21 protein-coding genes and 1 riboswitch are annotated in these 25,991 nt (G+C 72.8%); of the genes, 17 read left to right on the top strand and 4 right to left on the bottom strand.

Annotated elements, in window-relative coordinates; genetic code table 11:
* Positions 1-97: 97 nt before the first annotated feature.
* The 5 genes from ACWDBB_RS08055 to ACWDBB_RS08075 all read left to right on the top strand — a co-directional run bounded on the left by ACWDBB_RS08055 (position 98) and on the right by ACWDBB_RS08075 (position 6,104).
* Positions 98-1,549: an aldehyde dehydrogenase family protein gene (locus tag ACWDBB_RS08055; RefSeq protein ID WP_449788758.1), complete on the top strand. Its 1,452-nt coding sequence runs from the start codon at positions 98-100 to the stop codon at positions 1,547-1,549.
* 258 nt (positions 1,550-1,807) lie between these two features.
* Positions 1,808-2,326 (top strand): Pycsar system effector family protein, encoded by a 519-nt coding sequence (locus tag ACWDBB_RS08060; protein ID WP_449788759.1) that lies wholly within the window; start codon positions 1,808-1,810, stop codon positions 2,324-2,326.
* Between the two features lie 69 nt (positions 2,327-2,395).
* The gene (locus ACWDBB_RS08065; RefSeq protein WP_449788760.1) at positions 2,396-3,049 is read left to right on the top strand and encodes a Crp/Fnr family transcriptional regulator; all 654 of its coding nucleotides are present in this window, start codon (positions 2,396-2,398) and stop codon (positions 3,047-3,049) included.
* A 173-nt stretch (positions 3,050-3,222) separates the two neighbouring features.
* On the top strand, positions 3,223-3,990 hold the full coding sequence (locus tag ACWDBB_RS08070; RefSeq protein WP_449788761.1) for a hypothetical protein: 768 nt from the start codon (positions 3,223-3,225) through the stop codon (positions 3,988-3,990).
* Complete coding sequence (locus tag ACWDBB_RS08075) at positions 3,987-6,104, top strand: hypothetical protein (protein WP_449788762.1); 2,118 nt, start codon at positions 3,987-3,989, stop codon at positions 6,102-6,104. Before ACWDBB_RS08070 ends, ACWDBB_RS08075 begins: the two co-directional genes overlap by 4 nt.
* A gap of 164 nt (positions 6,105-6,268) precedes the next feature.
* Here the strand turns inward: ACWDBB_RS08075 and ACWDBB_RS08080 are convergent, their stop codons facing one another.
* Positions 6,269-7,726: a glycine hydroxymethyltransferase gene (locus tag ACWDBB_RS08080; RefSeq protein WP_449788763.1), complete on the bottom strand. Its 1,458-nt coding sequence runs from the start codon at positions 7,724-7,726 to the stop codon at positions 6,269-6,271.
* A gap of 20 nt (positions 7,727-7,746) precedes the next feature.
* A riboswitch (ZMP/ZTP riboswitch) is annotated at positions 7,747-7,843 on the bottom strand.
* 304 nt (positions 7,844-8,147) lie between these two features.
* Between ACWDBB_RS08080 and ACWDBB_RS08085 the strand changes: the two genes are divergently transcribed.
* The 6 genes from ACWDBB_RS08085 to ACWDBB_RS08110 all read left to right on the top strand — a co-directional run bounded on the left by ACWDBB_RS08085 (position 8,148) and on the right by ACWDBB_RS08110 (position 15,088).
* On the top strand, positions 8,148-9,149 hold the full coding sequence (locus ACWDBB_RS08085) for an ABC transporter permease (RefSeq protein ID WP_449788764.1): 1,002 nt from the start codon (positions 8,148-8,150) through the stop codon (positions 9,147-9,149).
* Between the two features lie 141 nt (positions 9,150-9,290).
* The gene (locus ACWDBB_RS08090) at positions 9,291-11,051 is read left to right on the top strand and encodes an ABC transporter substrate-binding protein (RefSeq protein WP_449788765.1); all 1,761 of its coding nucleotides are present in this window, start codon (positions 9,291-9,293) and stop codon (positions 11,049-11,051) included.
* A gap of 160 nt (positions 11,052-11,211) precedes the next feature.
* Positions 11,212-12,204, top strand: coding sequence for an ABC transporter permease (locus tag ACWDBB_RS08095; protein WP_449788766.1), 993 nt, complete (start codon positions 11,212-11,214; stop codon positions 12,202-12,204).
* Between the two features lie 14 nt (positions 12,205-12,218).
* Complete coding sequence (locus ACWDBB_RS08100) at positions 12,219-13,934, top strand: dipeptide ABC transporter ATP-binding protein (RefSeq protein ID WP_449788767.1); 1,716 nt, start codon at positions 12,219-12,221, stop codon at positions 13,932-13,934.
* Positions 13,935-13,997: 63 nt separating this feature from the next.
* The gene (locus ACWDBB_RS08105; RefSeq protein WP_402408488.1) at positions 13,998-14,411 is read left to right on the top strand and encodes a cytidine deaminase family protein; all 414 of its coding nucleotides are present in this window, start codon (positions 13,998-14,000) and stop codon (positions 14,409-14,411) included.
* A gap of 113 nt (positions 14,412-14,524) precedes the next feature.
* Positions 14,525-15,088: an EF-hand domain-containing protein gene (locus ACWDBB_RS08110; protein WP_392875545.1), complete on the top strand. Its 564-nt coding sequence runs from the start codon at positions 14,525-14,527 to the stop codon at positions 15,086-15,088.
* A gap of 96 nt (positions 15,089-15,184) precedes the next feature.
* Here the strand turns inward: ACWDBB_RS08110 and ACWDBB_RS08115 are convergent, their stop codons facing one another.
* Entirely contained in the window at positions 15,185-16,195 is a 1,011-nt protein-coding gene (locus tag ACWDBB_RS08115; protein WP_449788768.1) for an EamA family transporter, read from the bottom strand.
* Positions 16,196-16,441: 246 nt separating this feature from the next.
* Here ACWDBB_RS08115 and ACWDBB_RS08120 point away from each other — a divergent pair, with 246 nt between their 5' ends.
* The 5 genes from ACWDBB_RS08120 (at position 16,442) to ACWDBB_RS08140 (ending at position 20,812) form a co-directional block, all read left to right on the top strand.
* On the top strand, positions 16,442-16,873 hold the full coding sequence (locus tag ACWDBB_RS08120) for a gamma-glutamylcyclotransferase family protein (protein WP_449788769.1): 432 nt from the start codon (positions 16,442-16,444) through the stop codon (positions 16,871-16,873).
* Between the two features lie 211 nt (positions 16,874-17,084).
* Positions 17,085-18,383 (top strand): precorrin-6y C5,15-methyltransferase (decarboxylating) subunit CbiE, encoded by a 1,299-nt coding sequence (gene cbiE / locus ACWDBB_RS08125; protein WP_449788770.1) that lies wholly within the window; start codon positions 17,085-17,087, stop codon positions 18,381-18,383.
* Entirely contained in the window at positions 18,380-19,141 is a 762-nt protein-coding gene (gene cobM, locus ACWDBB_RS08130) for a precorrin-4 C(11)-methyltransferase (protein WP_402408476.1), read from the top strand. Before cbiE ends, cobM begins: the two co-directional genes overlap by 4 nt.
* Positions 19,141-19,878: a cobalt-precorrin-6A reductase gene (locus tag ACWDBB_RS08135; protein WP_449788771.1), complete on the top strand. Its 738-nt coding sequence runs from the start codon at positions 19,141-19,143 to the stop codon at positions 19,876-19,878. Before cobM ends, ACWDBB_RS08135 begins: the two co-directional genes overlap by 1 nt.
* 427 nt (positions 19,879-20,305) lie before the next feature.
* Positions 20,306-20,812 (top strand): protein-tyrosine phosphatase family protein, encoded by a 507-nt coding sequence (locus ACWDBB_RS08140; protein WP_449788772.1) that lies wholly within the window; start codon positions 20,306-20,308, stop codon positions 20,810-20,812.
* A gap of 25 nt (positions 20,813-20,837) precedes the next feature.
* On the opposite strand, the gene ACWDBB_RS08145 is transcribed toward ACWDBB_RS08140, so the two are convergent.
* Positions 20,838-22,367, bottom strand: coding sequence for a UDP-N-acetylglucosamine 1-carboxyvinyltransferase (locus ACWDBB_RS08145; protein WP_449788773.1), 1,530 nt, complete (start codon positions 22,365-22,367; stop codon positions 20,838-20,840).
* 214 nt (positions 22,368-22,581) lie between these two features.
* Entirely contained in the window at positions 22,582-23,847 is a 1,266-nt protein-coding gene (locus ACWDBB_RS08150) for a cobalt-precorrin-5B (C(1))-methyltransferase (protein ID WP_449788774.1), read from the bottom strand.
* A 359-nt stretch (positions 23,848-24,206) separates the two neighbouring features.
* On the opposite strand from ACWDBB_RS08150, the gene ACWDBB_RS08155 reads away from it, so the two are divergent.
* Positions 24,207-25,946 carry a TIGR03767 family metallophosphoesterase gene (locus ACWDBB_RS08155; RefSeq protein ID WP_449788775.1) on the top strand — a complete coding sequence of 580 codons (1,740 nt, stop codon included), beginning with the start codon at positions 24,207-24,209 and terminating at the stop codon, positions 25,944-25,946.
* The last annotated feature ends 45 nt before the right edge of the window (positions 25,947-25,991 follow it).

The following is a 25,991-nucleotide window of genomic DNA, read 5'->3' on the forward strand; positions in this document are numbered from 1 at the left end:
CGCCGATCCGGATTGACTCTTGCGCGCGGCCGCCCGCGCCGCATTGACTGACCTCCCACTAGCGCTGCTAGTCAAGGCGGGTCGAGTGGATGAGCTGATGAGGGGACGATCGGTGCGGCAGGACGCGGAGTATCCGGAGCACGGCGACCAGTACATCGACGGCGAGTGGCGGCCCTCCGGGGACACCGGGTCCATCACCGTGCTGAACCCGGCGACCGAGCAGGTGCTGGCCACGGTGCCGGCCGGCGGCGTGATCGACGTCGACGCGGCGGTGACGGCGGCCCGGCGGGCGGCCCGCGGCTGGGGCGCGACCACCCGCGAGGAGCGGCTGGCGCTGCTGACCCGGCTGCGGGACGGGATCGCCGCCGCGCAGGGCGAGATCACCGAGACGGTCGTCGCCGAGCTCGGCTCGCCGGTCGGCTTCACCGGTGCCGTGCACGCAGGGCTGCCGCTCGCCGTGGCGACCTCCTACCTGTCCCTGCTCGCCGAGCACCCCTTCGAGGAGCGGATCGGCAACTCCGTGGTGCACGCCGAGCCGGCCGGGGTGGTCGCGGCGATCACGCCGTGGAACTACCCGCTGCACCAGATCGTGGCCAAGGCCGTCCCGGCGCTGGCGGCCGGCTGCCCGGTGGTCCTCAAGCCGGCCGAGGACACCCCGCTGGTGGCCCGGCTGTTCGCCCGGCTGGTGCACGAGGCCGGGTTCCCGGCGGGCGCCTTCAACCTGGTGACCGGCACCGGCGCGGTGGCGGGCGCGGCGCTCGTCGGGCACCGGGAGGTGGACCTGGTCTCGTTCACCGGCTCCACCGCCGTCGGCCGGCAGGTCGCCGAGACGGCCGGCCGGGGGCTGAAGCGGGTCTCCCTGGAGCTGGGCGGCAAGTCGGCCAACGTGGTGCTGCCCGGTGCCGACCTGGCCCGCGCGGTCAAGGCGAACGTCGCCAACGTCTTCGCCAACTCGGGCCAGACCTGCAGCGCGCTGACCCGGCTGCTGGTTCACCAGGACCAGTACGAGGAGGCGGTCGCCCGGGCCGCGGAGGTCGCCGCCCAGTACCGGCCGGGCGACCCGACCGACCCGCAGACCCGGATGGGCCCGCTGGTCAACGCCAGGCAGCTGGCCCGGGTTCGCGGCTACATCGACGGCGCGCTGGCCGAGGGCGCCCGGCTGGTCGTCGGCGGTTCGGAGCCGGTCGCCGACCTGCCCGCGGGCTACTACGTCCACCCGACGGTGCTCGCCGACGTGACCCCGGAGATGACGGTGGCCCAGGAGGAGGTCTTCGGCCCCGTCCTGGCGATCATGCGCTACCGCGACGAGGACCACGCCGCCGAACTCGCCAACGGCACCCCGTACGGCCTGTCCGGGGGCGTCTGGGCCCGCGACACCGACACCGCCGCCGTCTTCGCCCGCCGCCTCGACACCGGCCAGGTCGACCTCAACGGCGGCCGCTTCAACCCGCTCGCCCCCTTCGGCGGCTACAAGAGCTCGGGCCTCGGCCGGGAGCTGGGCCGCCACGGGCTGGAGGAGTTCCTCCAGTACAAGTCCCTGCAGTACTAGCGGGACTGACGGCCTTCGGCGAACAGATGACAGATTTTGAAATCTGCCATCTGTTCGCCGTTCGCTGTTCGCCGTTCGCTGTTCTCTGTTCGTCGTCAGCTGTGCGTCGCCGTCCGTTCGCCGCGCACCGACGGGCCCTTCCCGGCATGGGAGGGTGACCCACGTCTCGGCGGATCGGCCATCCACTGGGCAGTACGGAACGCGGATCGCGCGGACACTGGGGCCACCGAGACCCGTCAACCGAGGGAAGGCCCCGTCATGCGAGCGATCCGCCCCCTTGCCACCGGTCCGACCGGCCCTCAGGCCCCGGGCCGGCTGGCGTCGTCCACCCAGGAGGTCCTGGCAGAGCTGCAACGGAGCGACGCCAAGGCCACCGGCATCGGAGCCGCGGCCGTCGGAGGCATCACCATGGCGACCGCGCTGAGCAGCACGCTGCCTCCGCTCTCCCCGCTGGCCAAGGCGACGCTCCTGGGCGTCATCGCCCTCCTGGTCGGCTCGCTCGCCCTGTCGCTGGCGGCCGCCAGGCCCCAGCTCCGCCACGAGGGCCACCGTGCCCTGTCCTATCTGGAATTCGCCAGTTTGACGCCGGAACAGTTGGTCGAGTCATTCTCGGAGCGGAGTTCCGGGGATCTCGCGACGGCGCACGCGCAGCGTTTGGTGGAGCTTTCCCGGCTGGTCCTGCGGAAGTACCGCCTCCTTCGGCGTGCGGTCGATCTGCTGTCCTGCGGGCTGGTGTTGGGCACACTGGCCGCGGTTCTGGTTCTTGCGGCACACTGAGCGGATCACAGTGTCCGGCCGGCGAACCGGCAGTCCGCCGACCGCGGACCCGGCCACCGGAGGCGCCACGTGCAGGAGTCACACCGAGAGTTCCTGAGTGACGAGAAGTGGGCGCTCCTCCAACAGTTGGCGCCGGTGCGCCACCGCGCGTCCCGCGCCACCCTGCTGCGGCAGGACGAACCGGCCACCTGCGTCGTGCTCCTGGAGACCGGCAGTGTGATGGTGACCGCCGACGGCCCGCTCGGCAGTGAGCAGCTGCTCGCGGTCCGCGGCGACGGCGAACTCCTCGGCGAGATGTCGGTGTTGGCGGAGGGCGTGCGCAGCGCGACCGTACGGACCCTCGAACCCTGCCGGGTTCGCGTGGTCCCGGCCGTGGACTTCACGGACTTCGTCGAATCGCACGGCCTGCTGCGACCTTTGCTCAGGCACTCCTACAGCCGGCTCCGCGAGGCCGACCAGACCAGGCTGGAACTCGCGACCGGATCCGTGGCGCTCCGGCTGTCCGGTCTCCTCATGCGGCTCTCCGGCCCGGCGGCCTCCGGCGGCCCGTCCCGGATCCGGCTGCCGCAGGAGGACCTCGCCAGGCTCATCGGCGCCTCGCGCAACGCCGTCGGCAAGGTCTTGGCGGAGTGGAGCCGGCACGGCTGGCTGACCACGGCTCCGGGCGGCGGTGTGACGGTGACCGACTTGCCGTCGCTGCGCGCGCACGCCGCGGAGCGGTAGGACCGCGGACGTCGGCCGCGCAGTGGCGCAGCTCACTTCCGTCCTGCCATCCGTTGGGCAGCACCGACCGCCCGCTCGGAGGCATGATCGCTGCCGAGCGCGCGGACTCCGGCCCCGGCGCCCCGCTCGCACCCGCACCCGCACCCGCACCCGCACCAGGAGGACAGACAGACATGCTCCCCGCCCCCGTCGACTGGGACGACCTCCCGCCCGACCTCGCCATCCTCGTGGTCGACATCGTCGGCTACAGCAAGGTGCCGGAGACCGCGATGCCCGGCCTTCGGGCCGCACTGGACGCCGCCGTCGCCGAGACCTTCACCCGCATCGGCCTGGCCGCTCTCTGGGCCGACGAACGCCGGGGCAGCGATACGGGGGACGGCTGGATCAGGATCGTGCCCGCCGCGAAGGTCGTGCGGCTGGTCGACCCGGGCATCGCGCTCCTGGAGGACGCGTTGCACCGCCACAACCGGGAGCGACGCGCCCACGAGCCGGTCCTGCGGACCCGGCTGAGCGTCCACCTCGGCCCGCTCTCCCCCGACCACCGGGGCGATGCCGTCAACGACGCGTGCCGTCTGGTGGACAGTGACGAGGTCCGCGCCGCGGCCGGGGTGGCCGCGGAACACGACTCGTTCGTCGCGGCGATCGTCTCGGACGAGGTCCACCGGCGGGCCGTCGCCGCCGGGCGCACCCGCACGCTGTCCGAGCGGGACTTCCTGGACGTCTCGGCGGCCGTGCCGAAGAAGCGGTTCCAGCGCGCCGCGTGGGTCCACGTACCGCGGCTCGCGCCCGCGACGGTCAAGGCGGCCCTCGGCCGGGAGGAGCCTGCCGTGGAGCCCGCACCGAGCCCCACGGCCGGTCCGCAGCTCACCTTCAACGGCAACGTCGGCACAGCCGTCGGATCAGTCGAGACCCTGAACATGGGGGGCGTCAACTTCGCATGACCATGGACGACTTGGAGCGGATTCAGGCCTTCCTGCCCGCGCCGGTCCGCACCGGTCCGGCCGGTACCACCAGGAAACCCGTCACGCCGGAGCGCGCTGCGCCCTCGTTGACGTTCATGGCGGACGTCGGGATCGCCGTCGGCCAGGTCGACAGGATGTACCAGGAGATCCGTCAGGACTTCCTCGAGGCCAGGACGCTGGACCGCACCAAGCTGCTCGAATCCCGGACGTTCGCCCTCCCGTCCACCTGGAACACCGTCCGAACGCAGCTGGTCGACGCGCTGGCGGACCCCGGGGTACGGGTGATCATCGTGGTGGCCCCGCGCGGCTACGGCTCGACCACCTTCGTCCACCACCTGCTGGCGAGCCACGCGCCGGACGAGATGGAACTCGTCGAACTCGAACCGGACGGACCGCGCCCGAGGGTCTCGAGGATCCGCCGGGATCCCGGACGGGCCTACCAGTTGGACCTCAAGGACCCGCAGACCGACCGACCGTCGACGACGTTCCTCGACGACGTCGCCGGAAGCGTCCCGATGCTGCGGCAGGCCCGATCGCTCTGGGTCCTCAACATCGCGGCGGATCTGTGGACCGAACAGCGGACCTGGCCCGTCGCGCCCGGGGTCCGGGTGGTTGAGCTCCGCTCCCCGCCGGAGCCGTACGCGGTCGCGGCGCGCCATCTGACGGCGGCCGGCATGTCCTGGCTCGTGCCGTACCTCCGGTCGGACACCGCCCGGGTCCATCTGTCGTCCCTGCGCAACGCGGTGGAGGCGGTGCGCGCGGCCGGCGCCGTGGCCGAACAGTGGCTGGAGTTCAAGCGCGACCACCCGGAGGAGGCCGGCTGGATCGAGGAGGGACTCGGTCGGCCCGGTGAGGCGGGCGACGACGCCTGCCATCCCGAACTCCGCACGAGCGTCGAGAACGCCCTCGGCGACTGGCGCACCGAGTTGGACGGCGTCTTCGCACACGGCGGCGACAGCGGTGGTGCGCTGTCCCTGCCCGACCGCTGCCTGTTGCTCTCCCTCGCCCTCCACCGGGTCGCGCCGGCCGCCAGGATCTCGCGGGACGCCCGCGCCTTGGAGGAGTTGATCGCCAAGAAGGACCGGACGCACGCTCCGACGAACCTCGGTCAGGTCTTCGCCGGACGCGGACTGCGGCAGCGGCTCACCGCGCTGCACGCGACGGTGAGTTCCCAGGACATCGTCTCGCTCAGTCGTCCTGGCTACGGCCAGGCCGTCCTCACGTACGTCTGGGACAACTACGAGGACATGCGGTCCGTCCTGCTGGAGTGGCTGATCGCGACCGCCCCGGCCGAGCGGGGCGAGGCGGACAAGAGCGTCGCAGCCCTGACCACGCTGGCCGCCCGGCACGGGGCGCCGACGGTTCTGACCGAGATCCGCGACACCGCCCACGAGTCCGGGCGGTCGGACATGTGCGCGGCCGTCATGGCTCGCGTGCTCGAGGACGCGGGGATGGAGCGGGCCGCGTGGGCCCGGCTCTACGACTGGGCCGACGACCGCCGCCACGGGACGCAGTCCGTGGTGGTCGACGTGGCGGAGCGCGTCCTGAGCGCCGAGGACCCGGGGGGCAGGGGGCACCGCAAGGCGATGACGCGGCTGCGCCGGGTCGCCTCGACTTCGAGGGACCAGTCCCTCCTCGGCAGTGTCCTGGCCATCTTCCGTCGTCTCGGCCACCGGGAGGAGGGACGGAACCTGCTGCTCTCCGAGGTGCTGCGCTGGCGCGAGAAGAAGGCCGCCCGATCCGGGAAGATCGCCATGCTGGCGCTGATGGGGCAGTTCGACGGCCCGTGGCCCTGGCTGCTCGGTACGGCCAACGAGAAGGCTCGTACCGAGATCGACGAAGGCCTGCGGGACCTCCTGGCGGACCCGCAGTTCGAGCCCCGGGCGGTCACCGCCATCTGCGCGTGGTTCGAGGCCGCGGCGACCGACACCGAGGCGTACGCCGCCGTCCGGGACCGGGTCGTGCCCGCGCTGGGCGGGCACTCGTCGCGGGACGCCGGAATCGACTTCTTCCGCCAGGTCGACCGACTGGCGCTGCCCGACGGCACCCAGGTCGGCGATGACGTCTGGGCCTCGTTGGTCCGGCTGCGGTGACCTGAGGCCCGCTCACGGCCGGCAGCTCACGGCCGGCAGCTGATGGCTGACGGCTGACGGCCTTCAGCCGACGACTTTCAGCGAACAGATGACAGATTTCGAAATCTGTCATCTGTTCGCTGTCGGCTGTCTTCTGCAGGCCGTCCGCCGCCTGTCGTTCGCCGTCAGGCCAGGTCGACGCCCGGGTAGAGCGGGTACGGGGTGAGCAGGTCGGCGGCGCGCTTGGCGGTGGCGTCGCGGAGGGCGGCGTCCAGGGTGTAGGCGGCCTTGGACGGGGAGCCCTTGGCGGTGGTGGTGGGGGTGGTGGCGGTCAGGACGGTGTGGATCAGGTCGGCGATCTCGTCCATCTCCGCGGTGCCGAGGCCGCGGGTGGTGAGGGCCGGGGTGCCGAGGCGGACGCCCGAGGTGTACCAGGCGCCGTTCGGGTCCTGCGGGACGGAGTTGCGGTTGGTGACGATGCCCGAGTCGAGCAGGGCCGCCTCGGCCTGGCGGCCGGTCAGGCCGTAGCCGGAGACGTCGGCGAGGACCAGGTGGTTGTCGGTGCCCCCGGTGACCAGCTTGCCGCCGCGGCGCAGCAGGCCCTCGGCCAGCGCCCGGGCGTTGGCGACGACGGCGCGGGCGTACGCCTGGAACTCGGGGCGGCGGGCCTCCGCGAGGGCGACCGCCTTGGCGGCCATGACGTGCGAGAGCGGGCCGCCGAGCACCAGCGGGCAGCCGCGGTCGACGTGCTCGGCCAGTTCGGACTGGCACAGCACCATGCCGCCGCGCGGTCCGCGCAGGGACTTGTGGGTGGTGGTGGTGACGATGTGGGCGTACGGGACCGGGTCGTGGTCACCGGTCAGCACCTTGCCCGCGACCAGGCCGGCGAAGTGCGCCATGTCGACCATGAGGGTCGCGCCGACCTCGTCCGCGATCTCGCGCATCCTGCGGAAGTCCACCAGCCGCGGGTAGGCGGAGTAGCCTGCCACGATGATCAGCGGGCGGAACTCGCGGGCGGTCTCGCGCAGCGCGTCGTAGTCGATCAGGCCGGTGGCCGGGTCGGTGCCGTAGCTGCGCTGCTCGAACATCTTGCCCGAGATGTTGGGCCGGAAGCCGTGGGTGAGGTGGCCGCCGGTGTCCAGGGACATGCCGAGCATCCGCTGGTTGCCGAGCTCCTGGCGCAGTCGCGCCCAGTCCTCGTCGGTGAGGTCGTTGACGTTGCGCACCGCGGCGCGCTCCAGGGCCGGGCTCTCGACCCGCTGGGAGAGGACGGCCCAGAAGGCGGTGAGGTTGGCGTCGATGCCGGAGTGCGGCTGGACGTAGGCGTGGTCGGCGCCGAACAGCTCGCGGGCGTGCTCGGCGGCGATGCTCTCGACGGTGTCGACGTTGCGGCAGCCCGCGTAGAAGCGGCGGCCGACGGTTCCCTCGGCGTACTTGTCGCTGAGCCAGTTGCCCATGGTGAGCAGGACGGCCGGGGAGGCGTAGTTCTCGCTGGCGATCAGCTTGAGCGAGTCGCGCTGGTCCGCGAGTTCCTGTCCGATGGCGGCGGCGATCCTCGGTTCGACGCCGGCGACCACGTCGAGGGCGCTGCGGAAGGCGGTGTCGGCCGCGGCGGAGGCGGTGGTGTGGGGCTGCTGGGCCATGGCGGTCTCCTGGTGGGGATTGCGGGGGCCCAGGCGCTCGGCAACTTCACGTGAGGGTTCACGGGGCCGCTTCCCGATGGTTGATTCCATCCCTACGCGCCAGTTGCGGCCCACCGGGATCGTATCAACCCCCGAGGGACTGTGGCGGAGGTCTCAGAATGCGGAACGGGCAGTCCGTTTTGTCCCGCTTTATCCGTTCTATTGCAACGCCGGTGTTTCGGCGAAATGAAGCCGCCACATTTCCCGAAACAGTTCCGCAGGAATGGCTCGAACGAGCCCCGGAGGTGATTTGCGGAACCTCGGACGCATCCGATCAAATGTCGCCCGAACGGCTTTCGGGAAACCTCCGGAGGCCGCACCGGAAATGCACACCAGCGCACCCTCACCCATGGGGCGGCGGAGAATTCGGGGGTTACGCCTCATGGCAGTGGTCGACACCGGCCCAAGCACCGGCGCGGACACCACCCCGACCACGGCGGCAGGCCGCGCGCCCGCAGCCCCCGGGCCGCTCCGCCGGATCCTGCGGGACCGGGTCGGCGCCGCCGCCCTGGCGGTGGTGGTGCTGTTCCTGCTGCTCGCCCTCGGCGCCCCGCTGGTCGCGGCGCTGTACGGGAAGAACCCGGTCGACCACTACGGCCAGAACGTTCCCGGCCTGCTCAGCGATGGTGGCCTGCCAATGCTGCCGAACGGCGGCATCTCCGGGGACTTCTGGTTCGGCCTGGAACCCGGTCTCGGCCGGGACGTGTTCACCCAGCTGCTGTACGGCATGCGCACCTCGCTGCTGATCGCCTTCGCGGCCGCCGCGGTGACCACCACGCTGGGGGTGCTCGCCGGTGTCGCGGTGGGCTACCTCGGCGGGGTCACGGACCGGCTGTTCGGATTCCTCGCCAATGTGCTGCTGGCCTTTCCCACGCTGCTCCTGCTGCTCGCGCTCAGCCCGGTGATCCAGTCCCGGCTGGTCGACCCGGGCACCGCGGAACCGGAGTGGATGCAGTTCCTGGTGCTGGTCCTGGTTTTCTCGGCGTTCGGCTGGATTCCGCTCGCGCTTTCCCTGCGGGCCACCGTCCGCTCGCTCCGGGAAAGGGATTTCGTGCAGTCCGCGCGGGCCCAGGGTGCGAGCCGGTTCCATGTCGTCGTCCACGAACTGCTGCCGAATGTCCGCTCGCAGCTGCTGGTGCACGCCACCATGGCGGTCCCGACGTTCGTCGCGTCCGAGGCCGCGCTGTCCTTCCTCGGCGTCGGCGTCACCGAGCCGGTCCCGGACTGGGGGCGGATGATCGCGCGCGGCTCCGAGGTCTTCCGGGCCGACCCCACCTACATGGTGTTCCCCGGGGTGGCGCTGCTGCTGTTCGTCATCGCCTTCAACCTGCTCGGCGACGCCGTCCGGGACGCGCTGGACCCGCGCGTCGGCGGCGCCCGCTGAAGGCTCTCACCGGGCGCCGCCCGCTGAAGCCCCTCGTCCGCTCCCTTCCGTTCCCCCTTTCGATCCCCTCTTCCATTCGCCCCTCTTTCGTTCAACCGAGCCCGTCCCGGCACGATCCGCCGGGACAAGGAGAGATTCGCCATGCGCTGGACCAGATCGTCCCTCGCCGTCGTCGCCACCGTCCTGCTGGCGACCTCCTGCTCGGCCGGCGCGGGCAGCACCGCGGGATCCGGCGGTGCTGCCGGGGCCTCCGCCAAGGAGACGTCCCCGCTGACCGCCGTGCTCGGCAGCGAGCAGGAGAGCGCCGGCCCGGCCCCGGCCGTCCCCGGCGCCCGCGCCGGCGGCACGGTGAACGTGTACAACAGCGTCGAGTTCCGCCACCTCGACCCGCAGAAGGTCTACGCGGGTGCCACCTACAACGCCTCGCTGCTCTGGGGCCGCCAGCTGACCCAGTACCAGGTCGTGGACGGCAAGGCCAAGCTGGTCGGCGACCTGGCCACCGACACCGGCACCCCGACCGACGGCGGGCGCACCTGGACGTACCGGCTCAAGGCGGGCGTCGCATGGGAGGACGGTCAGCCGATCACCGCCGGGGACGTCAAGTACGGCATCGAGCGCACCTTCGGCAAGGGCTACGAGGTCGGCCCGCCGTACTGGCCGCAGTGGCTCACCGGCGAGGCGAGCTACGAGGCGGCGCGCGCCAAGTACGCGGGCCCGCAGGCCGGCGACCTGGACGCGATCGAGACGCCGGACGAACGCACCATCGTCTTCCACTTCCCGCAGCCGCAGGCCGACGTGCCGTACATGGCCGCGCAGTCCTCCTCCTCGCCGGTGCGCCGGGACAAGGACACCGGGACGGACTACGACCGCCTGCCGTTCGCGACCGGCCCGTACCGGATCGTCGAGCACGTCCAGAACACCCGCATGGTGCTGGAGCGCAACCCCGCCTGGAAGCCCGAGACCGACCCGATCCGCAGCCAGTACCCGGAGAAGTTCGTCTTCACGTACGGCAAGGAGGCGCTCAACCTCAACCAGGAGATCCTCTCCGGCCGGGACGGCGGCGCCAACGCCACCACCGCGTCCGACATCCTCTCCGCCGAGCTGTACCAGACCACCGACAGCGATCCGAAGGCCGGGGAACTGGTCGTCTCCGGCCGGCAGGGCGCCTTCGTCACCCAGCTGATGATCAACAACGAGCGGGTGCCGGACGTCGAGGTCCGCAAGGCGCTGCACCTGGCCTACCCGCGCCAGCAGGCCCGTCAGGTCCAGGGCGGCGCCCGCACCGGCGAGCTGGCCACCACGCTCAGCTCGCCCGCGCTGATCGACTACCAGAAGTACGACCTCTACCCGGCCAGAGCCGAGGGCGACCCGGAGGCCGCGAAGGCCGCGCTCGCCAAGGCCAAGCAGGCGCCCGGCAGCCTGACCTACGCGTACCGGAACACCCCGACCGGGCAGCGCGTCGCGCAGGTGCTGGTCGAGGGCTTCGGCAAGGCCGGGATCACCGTCGTGCCCAAGCCGGTCGACCCCAAGGCCTTCCTGGACGAGGTGCACCGCGCCGACTCCCCGTACGACCTGTTCGAGGAGACCAGCTCGGTCGACTGGCCGACCCCGTCCACCCTCGTCCCGTTCTCCTTCGACGGCCGGGCCGGCAGCGACATCAACTCAGCGCGCTACCGCAACCCGGAGGTCGACAAGGAGATCGACCGGATCAACCAGATCGGCGAGCCGCGCGCCAAGGCCAAGGAGCTGTACGCGCTGGAGCAGACCGTGATGAAGGACGTGCCGGTGCTGCCGTTCGCCTACCCGACCGTCAACCAGCTGCGCGGCAGCAACGTCGGCGGGGCGTTCATCCACCCGATCTACGGGACGGTCTCGCTGGCCTGGCTGTACCTGAAGTCCTGACGGCCGGGCCCGCTCCCGCCCCGGGTTCCTCGGTGGAACGGGCGCGGGCCCCTTCGTCCTCGCTTCTTCGCTTCTTCGCTTCTTCGCTTCTCCCACCTGTCCCCTCCTTCCGCCCGTCCCCCTCTAACGCCTCCCCCGTCACGTCGACCCCGGATCGGCCATGCTCTCCTTCGTCCTGCGGCGGACCGCCCAGGCCCTCGCGGTCCTGGTCGCGGTCTCCGCCGCCGCCTTCGCCCTCTTCTACGCCGCGCCCGCCGACCCGGCCCGCGCCGCCTGCGGCCCGCGCTGCGACAGCGGGCAGGTCGCGGCGGTCCGCCAGAGCATGGGCCTGGACCAGCCGCTGCTCACCCAGTACACCGACTACCTGGTCGGGGTCGTCGCCGGGCGGGACATCGGCGACGTGGACGGCTCGGCCATCCACTGCGACGCCCCGTGCCTCGGCTACTCCTACCGGCTGCACCAGCCGGTCACCGAGGCGCTCGCCGACCACCTGCCCGTCACCCTCTCGCTGACCGCCGGGGCGCTCGCCGTCCTGCTGGTGTTCGGCCTCGGCACCGGGTTCGTCTCCGCGCTGCGGCACGGGCGGCGGACCGACCGGCTGCTGTCGGGCTTCACCCTGGTCGGCGCGAGCGTGCAGATCTACTTCCTCGGGTACGTCGCGCAGTGGCTGCTGGTGTACTCCACCGGGCTGCTGCCGCTGCCCTCCTACACCGCGCCGGCCGACGACCCGGCCGCCTGGGCGGGCGGGATGCTGCTCCCCTGGCTCGTCCTCGGCTTCGTCAACTCGGCCGTGTTCGCCCGGCTCTCGCGCTCGCAGCTGCTGGAGACGATGAACGAGGAGTACGTCCGCACGGCCCGCGGCAAGGGCCTGGGACGGCTGCGCGCCCACCTCAAGTACACCTCGCGCGGCGCCGCGGGACCGCTGGTGCAGCTGATCGGGCTGGAGGCCGGGGCGCTGCTCGGCGGGGCTGTGATCACTGAGACGGTGTTCGGGCTGAACGGGGTCGGGCGGTTCGCCGCGGAGGCCGTCGGCGGGCAGGACCTGCCCGCCGTGGTCGGCGCGGTGCTGCTGGCCGCCTGCTTCATGGTGCTGTTCGTCGCGCTGGCCGACCTCGCGGTCGCCTGGCTCGACCCGCGTGTCCGGCTGAGCTGATGGGGAGTCCGTCGATGAGATCCACTGTTCCGGGGGACGGCGTGAAGACCGTCTCAGCGAAGGCCGCCGGGGAGACGGGCGTCGAGCCCGTGCTGAGCGTCCGCGACCTGACCGTCGCCTTCGCCGACCCGCGCGGCGGCGCGCCGGTGACCGCCGTCCGGGGCCTGTCGTTCGACCTCGCGCCGGGTGAGGTCCTTGGCCTGGTGGGCGAGTCGGGCTCCGGCAAGTCGACCGTCGGGCTCGCCGTCCTCGGCCTGCACGACCCGCGCACCACCACCGTCACCGGCTCGATCCGGCTGGGCGGGCAGGAGGTGGTCGGCGCCGAGGAGTCCGCGCTGCGCGGGGTGCGGGGCGGGACGGCCGCACTGGTCTTCCAGGACGCGCTCACCTCGCTCAGCCCCTTCCACGGTGTGGGCGCCCAGCTCGCCGAGATGTACCGGCTGCACCACCCGGGCGCCGGCCGGGCCGAGGCTGGCCGGCGGGCGGGCGAGATGCTCGACCGGGTGGGCATCCCGGCGGCCAGGTCCCGCGACTTCCCGCACCAGTTCTCCGGTGGCATGCGCCAGCGCGTGATGATCGCGATGGCCCTGATGAACGACCCCCGGCTGATCATCGCGGACGAGCCGACCACCGCCCTGGACGCCCGCGTCCAGCGGCAGGTTCTGGACCTGCTCGGCGAGTTGCAGCGCGAGCACGGGACGGCGGTGCTGCTGGTCAGCCATGACCTGGGCGTGGTCGCCGGGACGACGGACCGCACGCTGGTGCTGCGCGGCGGGGTCGGGATCGAGTCCGCGCCGACCGCCGAGCTGCTGTCCGCACCGCGCGAGCCGTACACCCGGGCGCTGGTGGGCGCGGCGCTCCGGCTGGACTCGGTACCGGGCACCGCCCTGCCGACGGTCGACGAGCCGGCGCCGTCCCGGACGTTCCGGCCGCGGACCGTCCGGCGTCCCGAGCGCTGGCTGGTCGAGGTGGAGGACCTGTCCGTGCACTTCCCCGGTCGCCGGCGCTTCCCCGGCCTGCGGGCCGAACCGGTCCGGGCGGTCGAGGGGGTCGGCCTGCGGATCGCCCCCGGCGAGACGCTCGGGCTGGTCGGCGAGTCCGGCTCCGGCAAGTCCACCACCTCACGGGTCCTGGCCGGGCTGCAACGGCCCACCGGCGGACGGGTGTCGTACGACGGGCAGGACGTCACCCGGCCGGACCGGGAGCTGCGCAAGCGGCTCAGCCGGGAGATCCAGCTGGTCTTCCAGGACCCGTACGCCTCGCTCAACCCGCGCCGGACCATCGCCCGGACCCTGGACACCCCGCTGCGCCTGCACACCTCGCTGAGCCCGGCCGAACGGCGGGAGCGCTCCGCCGAGTTGCTGGAGCAGGTCGGGCTGGAGGCCCGGCACCTGGACCGCTACCCGCACGAGTTCTCCGGCGGACAGCGCCAGCGGATCGGCATCGCCCGGGCGCTCGCCCCGCAGCCGCGCCTGATCATCGCCGACGAGCCGGTCTCCGCACTCGACGTGTCGGTACAGGCCCAGGTGCTCAACCTGCTGATGGAGCTGCGCGAACGGCTCGGCGTCGCCTTCCTGTTCGTCTCCCACGACCTCGCGGTGGTACGGCACTTCTGCGACCGGGTGGCGGTGATGCACCGGGGCCGGCTGGTCGAGTCCACCGACCGGGACCGGTTGTTCGAGGCGCCGCACACCGAGTACACGCGGGAGCTGCTGGCGGCGGTGCACTGAGATGATCGAGGCCCGTCGGACGGGACCGGACCCGTCGGACGCAATCGGAGAGGTGCAGCGACGATGTCCACCACCAGCGACCGGACGACCGTGGACGAGGAACTCGTGGAGGCGGCCCTGGAGGTCGCTCGACGGTACGCGCGGGGCGACAACCACACCGTGGCGGCCGCGGGCCGCAATGCCGACGGGCGGATCGTCACCGCGCTGAACGCCTACCACTTCACCGGCGGGCCGTGTGCCGAGCTGGTGCTCATCGGCGCGGCGGCCGGCCAGGGGGCGTACGAGCTCACCACCGTGGTGGCCGTGGGCGACCGGGAACGCGGGGTGATCCCGCCGTGCGGGCGGTGCCGGCAGGTGCTGCTGGACTACTTCCCCGAGGTGGGGGTCATCGTCGGGCGGGGGCCGGAGCTGCGCACCGTGCCGGTGTCGGCCCTTCTGCCGGGGGCGTACGTCTGGGCCGACCACCAGGAGGAGTGAACGGAAGGTCGTGCACCCTTCGTTCGGCTGCGCCGCTCCGGTTCGAGGCGCTAGCGTGCAGGCGGTGTGACGTAGGAGACCCGGGCAAGGAATCACCAACCGAGGGGGCACATTTGTCGGACGACCTGCTCATCGCAAAGATCAACCACGGCTTCGATCACCTCGACGCCGACGGCGACGGCCTGCTCACCGAGCGGGACCACGTCCTGATGGGCCTCTCGGTGGCCCGCTCGCTCGGCCACCAGGAGGGTTCCGAGGCGGAGGCCGTGATAGTGCGCGCCTACCTGACGACCTGGCACGACCTGCACCTCGCCCGGCTGCCCGCCGGCACCGAGGCGATCACCCGCCAGCAGTTCGTCGCCTCGACCGGCTCGCTCGCCGACGACCCGGAGGCCGCGCAGGACATCCTCGGCGCACTCGCCCGCGCCTTCCTCGCCGTCGCCGACGCCGACCGCAGCGGGACGGTGGACGCCGGCGAGTTCTTCGTCTTCCAGCGCGGCCACTTCGCCGGCCTCTCCCGCGACGACGCCGACGAGGCCTTCCGCCACCTCGACACCGACGGCGACGGCGTGCTCTCCGCGGCCGAGTTCACCAACGCGATCATCGAGTTCTGGACCAGCCGCGACCCGGACGCTCCCGGCAACTGGTGGACGGGCAGGGCGCCGCACTCCTTCTGAGCCGAACGTCGGGCGGCAGGCCAGGGGGATCGTCCCGGTCGGAAGGCCGGGACGGCCGGTTCAGCCGGGACGGCCGGTTCGGCCGGTTCAGCCGGTTCAGCCGGCCTGACGTTCCCGGCGGGGCTGACGTTCCCGGCGGGCCGGACTCCCGGCGCTCGACGAGCGGCCCGGACGCCGCCGGCTGACGCTCACCACCAGGCAGACGCCCGCCACCACGATCGCGCCGCCCGCGAGGGTCGGGCCGGTCAGCGGCTCGGCCAGGATCAGCCAGCCCAGCAGCACCGCGACCACCGGGTTCACGTACGCGTAGGTGGCCACCAGGGTCAGCGGCGCGGCGCGCAGCAGCCAGGCGTACGCGGTGAAGGCGAGCAGCGAGCCGAACAGCACCAGGTAGGCGAGGGCCAGCCAGGACCGGCCGGAGATCGCCCCGAGGTCCAGCCCGTGCTGTTCACCGCGGCCCAGTCCGACCACCAGGTTGCCGAGGCCGCCGGCCAGCATCTGGAAGGCGCTCGCGGCGAGCACGTTGCCGGGCATGGGGATCTTCTTGCTCACGAAGGAGCCGGTCGCCCAGAGCAGGGTGGCGCCGATGATCAGGATCACGCCGCCCGGCTCGATCGACCCGCCGATCGCGGGGGCCGACAGGACGCCGAGGCCGACCAGGCCGAGCAGCACCCCGGCCAGCTCGGCGGGCCTCGGGCGCTCTCCGCCGAACGCCGTCAGCACCACCATCCACAGGGGGACCGCGGCCACCAGCAGGGCGGCCAGGCCGGAGGGGACGGAGGTCTCGCCCAGGACCACCATGCCGTTGCCGCCGGTCAGCAGCAGCAGGCCGACCAGGGCGGAGGAGGCCAGCTGCCGCCGGGTCACCTTCAGACCGGCCGGGCCCTGGCGCACCAGGAGGTAGCCGGCCAGCAGCAGGCCGGCGGTGAGGAAGCGGGCGCTGGCGGAGAGGAAGGAGGGCATCGTCTCCACGGCGATCCGGATCGCCAGGTAGGTCGAGCCCCAGACGACGTAGACCACGAGGAGGGCGAGCCAGACCGCGCCGCCGAGACGGGCGGCGGGGCCCGCGTCGGTGGGCGGGGTGGGGGTCGGGGCTGCCTTGGTCATGGCCTTGCTCTTCGCTTCGGTGGCGGTGGCGGCGGGGATGCCGGGGGTGTCGGGGGTGTCGGGAGCTGAGCCGGGGGTAGCGGCCGGTTGGGAGGGTGAAGCGGGCGATGTCATGCGTGTCCCCCTTGGACGGTGCTGGCCGAACATCCGACATGACAGCGCATGGACGGCCCGGCGCGCCAGTCGGTATCAGAAGTCGGACCGCAGGACGTACCGTGGGCGCTCCCCGACGAGGAGGTCGAACCCGTGTCCGCATCCGAGGAGGCCCTGCCGTTCTTCGTGTACGGCACTCTGCGCAGCGGCGGCCGCAATCATGCCGTCCACCTGGCCGGACGGTACGCCGAGATCCGGCCGGCGGTACTGGAGGGCGCCGCGCTGCACGAGGGCCCCGGCTTCCCGTACGCGGTTGCGGATCCGGCGCCCGGGCGCCGGATCCTGGGCGAGCTCGTCACCGTACGCCCGGGCGCGTACGCCGGAGCCCTGGAGGCGCTGGACCGGCTGGAGGACTGCCGGGCAGACGGGACCGGGCTGTATGTGCGGCGACGGCTGACGGTGCGGACGGCGACGGGCGAGCCGCGCGAGGCCTGGGTCTACCTCGCCGGACCGAGGGCCGAGGCGCGGCTGCGGGAGCAGCCGGCGCTGATCGAGTCGGGGGACTGGGAGGCGGGTGACAGATGACAGCGAACAGAGTTTGAAATCTGTTCGCTGTCATCTGTCACCTGTCATCTGAAATCTGGAATCTGTCGCCTGTCACTTGTCGGTCGTCGGCCGTCGGTTGCCGCCTGTCGGTTGTCATCCGCCACCGAACCTCCCACAGACCGCCAGGTAGGCTGCCCCGGCCAGTGAGTTTTCCTGCTCATCGGCCCATCGATCGACGAGGAGCCACCCGGTGCCCGAGCTGCCACCCCCGATCACCGTCGTCGGGATCGGGGCCGACGGCTGGCCCGGCCTCGCGGTCGGCTCCCGGGCCGCGCTCCGGGAGGCCGAGGTCGTCGTCGGCGGGCCCCGCCAACTGGACCTGCTCCCCCGGGACGAGGTCACCGCCGAACGCGTCCCCTGGCCGTCCCCGCTGCGCCCCGCCGTCCCCGGGCTGGTCGCCGCCCACGCCGGCCGCCGCATCGCCGTGCTGGCCAGCGGCGACCCGATGTTCTACGGCATCGGCCGCACCCTCGCCGAGACCGTCGGCGCCGAACGCCTGCGCGTCCTGCCGCACCCCTCCTCCGTCACCTACGCCTGCGCCCGGCTCGGCTGGCCGCTGGAGGCCACCGAGGTCGTCAGCCTGGTCGGCCGACCGCTGGACTCGCTCGCCCTCGCCCTCCACCCCGGCCGCCGCCTGCTGGTGCTCAGCGCCGACGCCGCCACTCCGGCCGCCGTCGCCGCACTGCTCACCACCCGCGGCTACGGCACCGCCCACCTGCGGGTGCTCGAACAGCTCGGCGCCCCCTCCGAACGCCACCTGGACGGCCCCGCCGACGGCTGGCCGCACCCGCCCGGCGACCCGCTGAACGTCATCGCCGTCGACCTCGGCGACGGCCCCCGCACCTCCGTCGTCCCCGGCCTGCCCGACACCGCGTACGAGAGCGACGGCCAGCTCACCAAGCGGCACGTCCGCGCCGCGACCCTCGCCACGCTGGCCCCGTCCCCCGGCGAACTGCTCTGGGACGTCGGCGGCGGCTCGGGCTCGATCGCGATCGAGTGGCTGCGCGCCCACCGCGACTGCCAGGCCGTCAGCATCGAGCGCGCCCCGGTGCGGGCCGAGCGGATCGCCCGCAACGCCGCCGCGCTCGGGGTGCCCCGGCTCCGTGTGGTGACCGGCCCCGCTCCCGCCGCGCTCGCCGAACTCCCCACCCCCGACGCCGTGTTCATCGGCGGCGGCCTCACCGCGCCCGGTCTGCTGGACGCCTGCTGGTCCGCGTTGCGCCCCGGCGGCCGGATCGTCGCCAACACCGTGACGCTGGAGTCCGAGGCGCTGCTGACCGAGTGGTACCGGCGCCACGGCGGGGAGCTCGTCAAACTCTCCGTCGCCCACGCCGTCCCCGTGGGCGGTTTCACCGGGTGGCGCCAGGCCATGCCGGTCACCCAGTGGTCGGCCGTCAAGCCCGACACCGCCAAGTCCGACACCGCCGACCCAGACATCGCCGACCCCGACGCCGCCGTGTTCAACACCCCTCAGGAGAACGCCTCGTGACCGTTCACTTCATCGGAGCAGGCCCGGGCGCGGCCGACCTGATCACCCTGCGCGGCCAGCGCATCCTGGCCCGCGCCGAGGTCTGCCTGTACGCGGGCAGCCTGGTCCCGCGCGAGCTGCTGGACGAGTGCCCGCCCGGCGCCCGCCTGATCGACACCGCGCAGCTCAACCTGGACCAGATCACCGCCGAACTGGTCGCCGCCCACGAGGCCGGCCAGGACGTGGCCCGGCTGCACTCCGGCGACCCGTCCGTCTTCTCCGCCGTCGCCGAGCAGATGCGCCGCCTGGACGCGGCCGGCGTGCCGTACGAGGTGGTCCCCGGCGTGCCCGCCTTCGCCGCCGCCGCGGCGGCGCTGAAGCGGGAGTTGACCGTCCCGACCGTCGGCCAGACCGTCATCCTCACCCGGATCGCCAAGCGCGCCACCCCGATGCCCGAGGGCGAGGACCTCGCCACCCTCGGTCGCAGCGGCGCCCTGCTGGTGCTGCACCTGGCCGCCTCGTACGTGGACGACGTGGTCGAGCAGCTGCTCCCGCACTACGGCGCCGACTGCCCGGCCGCCGTGGTCGCGATGGCCAGCCGCCCCGACGAGCTGGTGCTGCGCGGTACCGTCGGGGACATCGCCGAGCAGGTCAAGGCGGCGGGCGTGGTCCGCACCGCCGTCATCATCGTCGGCCGCACGCTGGCCGCCGAGCAGTTCCGCGACAGCCACCTCTACTCGGCGGACCGCGAGCGCCCGCACGAGCCCTGCGGCGCCTGATGCGGCACGTCCTGATCCTCGGCGGGACCACCGAAGGGCGGACGCTGGCCGCCGAACTCGCCCCGACCGCGCTCCGGGTCACCAGCTCGCTGGCCGGCCGGGTCGCCCGGCCCCGGCTGCCCGCCGGGGAGGTGCGGATCGGCGGCTTCGGCGGGCCGGAGGGACTGGCGGACTGGCTGCGCACGGAACGCGTGGACGCGGTGGTGGACGCCACCCACCCGTTCGCCGCCGGAATCTCGCGGAACGCCGCCCTCGCGGCCGCCGCCACCGGCGTCCCCCTGCTGGTGCTGCGCCGCCCCGGCTTCACCCGGGTCGACGGCGACCGCTGGCTCCCCGCCCCCTCCCTCGCCGCGGCGGCCGAACTGCTGCCCCGGCGCGGGGAACGGGTCTTCCTCACCATCGGCCGGCAGGGCGTCGCCGCCTTCGCCCACCTGGACGGGGTCCACTTCCTCGCCCGGTCGGTGGACCCGCCCGAGCCTCCGTTGCCGCCCTCGTGCGAAGTCCTGCTGGACCGCGGGCCGTTCACGATCGAGGGCGAGGAGGCGCTGCTGCGGGGGCGCGGCATCGACGTCCTGGTCACCAAGGACAGCGGCGGCGCCGCGACCGCCCCCAAGCTGACCGCCGCCCGCGGACTCGGCCTGCCCGTCATCATCGTGGAGCGCCCACCGGTGCCGGACGGCGTCCCGGTCACACCCGACGTCCCGGGCGCGCTGCACTGGCTGGAGCAACTGCGTTAGAGGGCAAGGCCGTTGACGCTCCCACCAGGCCGCCCGGGCCGGGCTGGGCCGCGGCTGAAGCGGGGCGGGCCGCGCTGGAGCCGTCCGGGCTCTCCCTGCTCGGTCCTGCCCGCCACCTCGCCGAGGTGGAGCGCAGCTGGTTCCGCAACGTCCTCGACGACGAAGGCGCACCCGGTTTCCGGTAGCACCCGGACGGCTCCTTCGCCGAGTTCGACACCGACACCGCCGACCCCGACGAGGCCTTCGCGATCTGGCGTCGCGAGTGCGACCACGCCAGGGAACTCGTCGCCGCCGCGGAGTCGTTGGACGCTCCGCGAACGCCTCGACGGCACCACCGGCGAGTAGCGGCGAAGAGCGCCGAACGGCGCCGAAAAAAGAGCATCGAGCAGCACCGAGCAGCCACCCGAGAGCAAGGAACGAGCAGGCAGTGCGCACCCGCCAGAAGGAACGCGAGACTCCCGGGCCGTCCGAGCCCTGGAACGAGATCGTCCCCGGACTCTGGATGGGCGGGCACTACTACACCCCGCCCGGCGGCGAGCTGGAACTCGCGACCGTGCGGGCGGAGTTCGACCTGGTGGTCAGCCTGTTCACGCTCCCCGGGCACGGCCCGGCGCCAGGGGTGGAGCACGTCGTCCGGGAGGTGCCCGACGGCCCGCTCTCCCCCGGCCAGCTGCTCGCCGTCCAGGAGGCGGCGGAGCTCACCGCGTCCGCCGTCCGCCGGGGCCGGCGCACGCTGGTGCGCTGCCACTCCGGGTACAACCGCTCGGGCCTGGTGGTGGCGCAGGCACTGGTCGGCCTCGGGTACGAGTGCGGCGAGGCGGTCCGGCTGGTCCGGGAGCGACGCTCGCCCTGGGCGCTGAACAACCCGGTGTTCGTGGACTACCTGAACACCGGGTTGGAGGTCGCGGTGCTGCTGACCGGCCTCGACGGCTGAGGCTGGTCAGTGGCACGTCGGCCGGTCAGATGTCGCGGAAGGTCTCGATCCGGGCGCCGATGGAGTTGAGGCGCTCGGCGAGGTCCTCGTAGCCGCGGTTGATGACGTAGACGTTGCGCAGCACGGAGGTGCCCTGGGCGGCGAGCATGGCGAGCAGGATGACCACGGCGGGGCGCAGGGCCGGCGGGCACACCATCTCGGCGGCGCGCCAGCGGGTGGGGCCCTGGACCAGCACGCGGTGCGGGTCGAGGAGCTTGACGTCGGCGCCGAGGCGGGTCAGCTCGGTCAGGTAGATCGCGCGGTTGTCGTACACCCAGTCGTGGATCATCGTGGTGCCGTGCGCGGCCGCGGCGATGGCGGCGAAGAACGGCACGTTGTCGATGTTGATGCCGGGGAACGGCATCGGGTGGATGGTGTCGATCGGCGCGGTCAGCTTGGAGGGGCGCACGGTGAGGTCGACGAGCCGGGTGCGGCCGTTGTGGGCGCGATACTCGGGGGTGCGGTCGTAGTCGAGGCCCATGCCCTCCAGGACCGCGAGCTCGATCTCCAGGAACTCGATCGGCACCCGGCGGATGGTCAGCTCGGAGGAGGTGACGACGGCGGCGGCCAGCAGGCTCATCGCCTCCACCGGGTCCTCAGCCGGGGTGTAGTCGACGTCGCAGGTGATCTCCGGGACGCCGTGCACGGTGAGGGTGGTGGTGCCGATGCCCTCGATCCTCACGCCCAGCTTCTCCAGGAAGAAGCAGAGGTCCTGGACCATGTAGTTGGGCGAGGCGTTGCGGATGACGCTGACGCCGTCGTGCCGGGCGGCGGCCAGCAGGGCGTTCTCGGTGACGGTGTCCCCGCGCTCGGTCAGCACGATGGGACGGTCCTGCGGGGTGCCCGGCTCGACCGAGGCGTGGTAGGCGCCACCGGTGGTGGCGACCTCCAGGCCGAAGCGGCGCAGCGCGGTCAGGTGCGGCTGGACGGTGCGGGTGCCGAGGTCGCAGCCGCCCGCGTACGGGATGGCGAAGCGCTGGGCGCGGTGCATCAGCGGGCCGAGGAACATCAGCACGCTGCGGGTGCGGCGGGCGGCCTCGACGTCCATCGCCGCGAGGTCCAGCTCGGCGGGCGGGGTCAGTTCGAGGTCGCGGCCCTCGTTGATCCAGCGGCTTCTGACGCCGATGCTGGTGAGCACCTCGAGGATGCGGTAGACCTCCTCGATCCGGGCGACGCTGCGGATCGTGGTGCGGCCGGTGGTCAGCAGCGAGGCGCAGAGGATCGCCACGCAGGCGTTCTTGCTGCTGCGGACGTCGATCGCGCCGGAGAGCCGGGTGCCGCCGGCGACGCGCAGGTGCATCGGGCCGGAGTAGCCGAGGGAGACGATCTCGCTGTCGAGGGCTTCCCCGATGCGGGCGATCATCTCAAGGCTGACGTTCTGCTTGCCCTGTTCGATGCGGTTGACCGCGCTCTGACTGGTTCCGAGAGCCTCTCCGAGCTGCGCCTGGGACCAGCCCCGGTGCTGGCGCGCGGTACGGATGAGGGTGCCGATACGGGTGAGGTAGTCGCCTGTCACTCGCCAGACGATATCTCATGGCTGAGATGACGACAGAATCGGGGGTCGATGCAGTACCCGATTTGTCCGTTTCTCATCCCGTATGGGCGTCAGTTCTTCACATCACCAGGTGATGTTGTCGCATCGTCGTGACACTCGTGACAATGTCACGGCTCCGGCGGCGGTCGCCGTCCCGCGGCGTCACGACCCCGGCGGCGGTCGCCGTCCTGCGGCGTCACGGCCCCAGCGGCTCCGCGCGGCCGACGACGGTGCCCGCGCGGTCGATGCAGATGACGTCCACCGCGACCGGCGAGCCCAGCAGCACGCCGAGCGCCGTCGCCCGGGCCGCCTCGGCGACGAGGTCCCCGAGCGGCACCCCGGCGGCGCGGCACAACTGCACCGCCTCCAGGCCGGTGTTGGCGCCCGCGACCGCCTCGGCCAGCACCTCGTCCGCCCCGCCGCGGCGGGCCAGTTCGGCCAGGTACCCCTTGTCCACCTGGGAGCGCGCCGAGTGCAGGTCGAGGTGGCCGGCCGCGAGCTTGGACAGCTTGGCGAAGCCGCCCGCGATGGTCAGCCGGGGCACCGGGTGGCGCTTGAGGTACTTGAGCACGGCACCGGCGAAGTCGCCCATGTCCAGCAGCGCGTCCTCGGGCAGCCCGTGCTCGGCGACCGCGACCTTCTCCGAGGTCGAGCCGGTGCAGCCGGCCACGTGGGTACGCCCCGCCGCCCGGGCCACGTCCACCCCGCGGCGGATCGAGTCGATCCAGGCCGAGCAGGAGTACGGGACGACCACCCCGGTCGTACCGAGGATGGAGAGGCCGCCGAGGATGCCGAGCCGGGGGTTCCAGGTGGACCTGGCGATCTCCTCGCCGTGGTCGACGGAGATCTCGACCACCACGTCTCCGCTGCCGCCGTGCGCGGCGGCCACCTCGGCGACGGCGTCCCGGATCATCTGCCGGGGCACCGGGTTGATCGCGGGCTCGCCGACGGGCAGTGGCAGGCCGGCCTTGGTGACCGTCCCCACCCCCGGACCGGCCCGGAACACCACGCCGGCACCGGGCTCGCCGGACCGCACGGTCGAGCGGATCAGCGCGCCGTGGGTGACGTCGGGGTCGTCGCCCGCGTCCTTGACCACCCCGGCCATGGCGGCGATGCGCTCGCCTCCGGCGGCCGGCCACTGCGCGGCGGTCGACCCGTCGGTGCCGGCGGGCCCCTCGGCACAGGTCGAGCCGTCCGGCCCCTCGGCCCCCGTCAGCTCCTCGGCCCTCGTCAGCTCCTCAGCCGTCGTCAGCTCCTCGGCCGCGAGGGCGAAGGCGGGCTGCTGGCCCTTGGGGAGGGTGACGACCACCGAGTCCGGGAACTCCCCGGTGAGCAGCGCGGTGTACGCGGCCTTGGTGGCGGCGGTGGCGCAGGCGCCCGTCGTCCAGCCGGGCCGCAGGCCACTGCTCTTCAGCTGGCCGGCCCGGCCGCCCGCTCCGGCCGCTCCGTTCGCGGCTCCCACTCCCGGCTCGGCTCCTGCTGCGGCCACCTGCGCCCCGTTTCCGACAGCGCCCGCGCCGTCCCGCTCCGCTCGGCGGCCACCTCGGACGCCGTCGCCGATTTTCCCCCACCGGGCCGGGCGGGGCCCGACCGGGGGTGGTGGCGGGCCGCGTCGTGCGCGGCGTGGAGGCGTCTCGTGCGGGAGCTGCGCAGGGGCGGCCGCCCCGCGTTCCCGAAGAGTTCTCCGCACGGGCCTCGCCCGCCGCGCCTACCAGTGAGTAATCTGGCGGTCCGCCAGAAGCGGGTTCATGACAGACGTGGGCCCGGCCGGGGTCGACTGCCCCGCCGGGCCATCAGCATGTGGGGGTTTTTGTGGCAGGGATGAGTCGGCGTACGTTCCTCACCGGTACGTCGGTGGCTGCCGCCTGGTCGGCCTTGTCGCTGGGCGGCGCGCAGTTCGCCTCGGCCGCGGCGCGCGACCGGGCGCTGGCGACGACGGCCGCGCGGGCGGTCAGGGTCGCCGGGACCACGTTGGAGCAGGTGGCCACGCCGGTCGGCACCGGCGGCTACAAGCGGCTGACGGCCGGTCCCGGCTGGCCGCTGGTGGTGCGCGGCGAGCTGGCGCCGGCGACCACCGGGCGGGACGACCGCCGGACCGGCCTGGCCAGCTTCGTCCAGTTCAGCGACCTGCACCTGGTGGACACCGAGTCCCCGGTGCGCTTCGAGTACCTGGCCAAGTTCAACGGCAGCGCGTACCGGCCGCAGGAGGCCCTGAACGCCCGCGGCGTGTCGGCCCTCGTCGAGCGCGTCAACTCGCTCGCCGGCGGCCCCTACACCGGGATGCCGTTCAGCATGGTGATGGCCACCGGCGACAACACCGACAACCACGAGCTCGCCGAACTCGACTGGTACCTCAAGGTCATGGGCGGCGGCCGGCTCGCCCAGAGCACCGGCGACCTCGGCCGCTACGAAGGTGTCCAGAACTCCGGCAACGCCGCCTACTGGAACCCCGAACTCGCCTACAGCGACGGCTACAAGGCGAAGGGCTTCCCGCAGATACCCGGCTTCCTGTCGGCCGCCGGACGTCCCTTCGACGCGCCGGGCCTGCGCACGCCCTGGTACACCACGGTCGGCAACCACGACGACAGCATCGAGGGCTCGCTGCCGGACCTCGGACTGCTGAACGACCTCTACACCGGCCAGTACAAGCTGGAGGGCTGCGACGACGCCACGGCCGCCCAGCTGATGGACTCGCTGCGCCGCGACCCGGCGGGCGCCGTGCTGCTGCTGGCGAAGCTGATCGCCGGCGGCGACCTGGTGCGCAAGGTCACCCCGGACGAGCGCCGCCGGCCGTTCACGCTCAAGGAGTTCGCCAAGGCCCACCTGAACCCGGCGGTCACCGGCGCCGGCCCGTACGGGCACGGCTTCACCTCGGACATGGCGAACAGCGGCAAGCTCTACTACACCTTCCGCATCTCGGAGAAGGTGGTCGGCATCAGCCTGGACACCACCAACCAGGCCGGGTTCGCCGACGGTTCGCTGGGCACCGCGCAACTGCGCTGGCTGGAGCAGCAGTTGCAGGCGCACAGCGGTCACTGGTACGACGCCGACGGGCGCAAGGTGACGGGCGGGAGCACGGACGAGCTGGTCCTCGTCTTCAGCCACCACACCAGCGGCACGATGGGCAACCTGCTGCCGGACCCGCGCAACATCTTCGAGGGGCGGCACGACGGCAACGAGCTGGTGGCGCTGCTCCAGCGCTACCCGAACGTGGTCGCGTGGGTGAACGGGCACACCCACATGAACAAGATCACGCCGCACGGGCACGCGGTGCCGGAGCGGGCGTTCTGGGAGATCAACACCGCCTCGCACATCGACTACCCGCAGCACGGGCGGATCATCGAGATCGCGGACAACGGGGACGGCACGCTCTCGCTGTTCACCACGCTGATCGAGTCCTCCGCACCGTACGGGACGGACTTCGGCAGCACCTCGGACGCCAACCTCGCGGCGCTCTACCGCGAGCTGTCGTACAACGACCCGAACGGCCGCGCCACGGCACTGCTGGGCACGGGCACGGACCACAACACCGAGTTGCTGATCACCAAGCCGACCCGGTAGCGGGGGGCCGCGGAGCGGAGAGCGACGGCCGGAGGACGGCGAACG

This window comes from Kitasatospora sp. NPDC001095 (assembly GCF_053598615.1).

What these genes read in the sequence shown, in the direction of transcription:
- ACWDBB_RS08055 (WP_449788758.1), top strand. Translation starts at nt 98, where the DNA reads ATGAGGGGACGATCGGTGCGGCAGGACGCGGAGTATCCGGAGCACGGC.
- ACWDBB_RS08060 (WP_449788759.1), top strand. Translation starts at nt 1,808, where the DNA reads ATGCGAGCGATCCGCCCCCTTGCCACCGGTCCGACCGGCCCTCAGGCC.
- ACWDBB_RS08070 (WP_449788761.1), top strand. Translation starts at nt 3,223, where the DNA reads ATGCTCCCCGCCCCCGTCGACTGGGACGACCTCCCGCCCGACCTCGCC.
- ACWDBB_RS08075 (WP_449788762.1), top strand. Translation starts at nt 3,987, where the DNA reads ATGACCATGGACGACTTGGAGCGGATTCAGGCCTTCCTGCCCGCGCCG.
- ACWDBB_RS08080 (WP_449788763.1), bottom strand. Translation starts at nt 7,726, where the DNA reads ATGGCCCAGCAGCCCCACACCACCGCCTCCGCCGCGGCCGACACCGCC.
- ACWDBB_RS08085 (WP_449788764.1), top strand. Translation starts at nt 8,148, where the DNA reads ATGGCAGTGGTCGACACCGGCCCAAGCACCGGCGCGGACACCACCCCG.
- ACWDBB_RS08090 (WP_449788765.1), top strand. Translation starts at nt 9,291, where the DNA reads ATGCGCTGGACCAGATCGTCCCTCGCCGTCGTCGCCACCGTCCTGCTG.
- ACWDBB_RS08095 (WP_449788766.1), top strand. Translation starts at nt 11,212, where the DNA reads ATGCTCTCCTTCGTCCTGCGGCGGACCGCCCAGGCCCTCGCGGTCCTG.
- ACWDBB_RS08100 (WP_449788767.1), top strand. Translation starts at nt 12,219, where the DNA reads ATGAGATCCACTGTTCCGGGGGACGGCGTGAAGACCGTCTCAGCGAAG.
- ACWDBB_RS08105 (WP_402408488.1), top strand. Translation starts at nt 13,998, where the DNA reads ATGTCCACCACCAGCGACCGGACGACCGTGGACGAGGAACTCGTGGAG.
- ACWDBB_RS08115 (WP_449788768.1), bottom strand. Translation starts at nt 16,195, where the DNA reads ATGACCAAGGCAGCCCCGACCCCCACCCCGCCCACCGACGCGGGCCCC.
- ACWDBB_RS08135 (WP_449788771.1), top strand. Translation starts at nt 19,141, where the DNA reads ATGCGGCACGTCCTGATCCTCGGCGGGACCACCGAAGGGCGGACGCTG.
- ACWDBB_RS08155 (WP_449788775.1), top strand. Translation starts at nt 24,207, where the DNA reads ATGAGTCGGCGTACGTTCCTCACCGGTACGTCGGTGGCTGCCGCCTGG.